This is a genomic window from Flavobacterium facile, from assembly GCF_036321945.1.
Classification (GTDB): Bacteria; Bacteroidota; Bacteroidia; order Flavobacteriales; family Flavobacteriaceae; genus Flavobacterium; species Flavobacterium facile.
Map to the genome: position 1 here is coordinate 1 of NZ_JAZAYT010000003.1, position 1243 is coordinate 1243.

General features: G+C 38.5%; 1 protein-coding gene. It reads right to left on the reverse strand.

Annotated elements, in window-relative coordinates; translation table 11 throughout:
* The coding region (locus UEQ13_RS00015) for an Ig-like domain-containing protein (protein ID WP_329804332.1) at positions 1-1243 on the reverse strand (1243 nt) is incomplete at both ends.

Below are 1243 nucleotides of genomic sequence, written 5' to 3' on the forward strand. Positions count from 1 at the left end.
CTCCTACAAAACCTGGGTTTGGTGTATAAACTCCTGTTACAGGGTTAAATGTTCCATTTGTTGGTGGAGTGACAATTGTTGGTGTACCTAATGTGTCTCCATTTGGATCAAAATCATTTGATAAAATGTTGATAGTTACCGGCTGACCTGCTGGAGTTGTTGCTGTATCATCATTCGCAACTACATCATTTGGTGTAGATGGATTGTTTGGATTTGGCATTACTTCAATTGTCAGGGTAGCTGTATCACATGCTTGTGGTGTTCCATTATCACATACTGTATATGTGTGAACAAATGTTCCTGTGAAACCTGTAGCTGGTGTAAAGGTATACGTTCCGTTTGCATTCAATACCAATGTTCCTTGTGGAGTTGTAGTAGTTGAAGCTGTTACAGTTTGTGTATGTCCTTGTGGATCTGAATCATTTGTTAATACACTTCCTGAAACTGGTATGTTCATAAATGTATTGTTAATGTCATTCTCAGCTAGCGTTGTGTTAGGAGTGTCAATATCAGTACATGTTGTACAACCAGGAACTGGATCAGGTGTAGTTGTTGTAACAGTAACAGTATTAACTAAATTACCTAACAAAGTAGCTGGAACATCAACATTAACTGTATAAGTTACTGTTTGACCAACTGCTAAAGTAGCAATAGTATCGTTAATATTACCTGTTCCTGATCCGTTTGAACTTGACCATGAAGTAAATGTTGTTCCAGTTGGAGCATTATCCACTACATTAACGTTAGTTGCTGCTGTCGGACCATTATTTGTAACCGTAATAATATAGGTTACTGGCTGACCTGGAACATAACTTGTTTGGTTATCTGTTTTAACAGTTACAATATCAGCACATTCAAGAGGGTTAATTACAACCACTACTGGAGCGCTCGTACATCCATTAGACGTAGAAGTTACAGTATAACTTCCAGCCGTTACAGTTACTAATCCGGTAGCTGTAGGTCCAGAAACTACTGTTCCTGTTGTTGGAATAAATGAATAAGTAGTAGACGCTGAGTAATTTGAAATTACAAAACTTCCATTTGGAGATGCACTTACAGTACAAACCGGATGAGTTATATTTGAAATTACTGGTGTAGCTGGTGTAGCTGGTTGCGCATTTACAGTTACGCTTACTGATGCACTTGTACATCCGTTTGCACTCGCTGTTAATGTATAACTTCCAGTTGAAGCAGTAACAACTCCTGACGCATCAATTGTTGGACCTGCTGGTACAAATGTGTA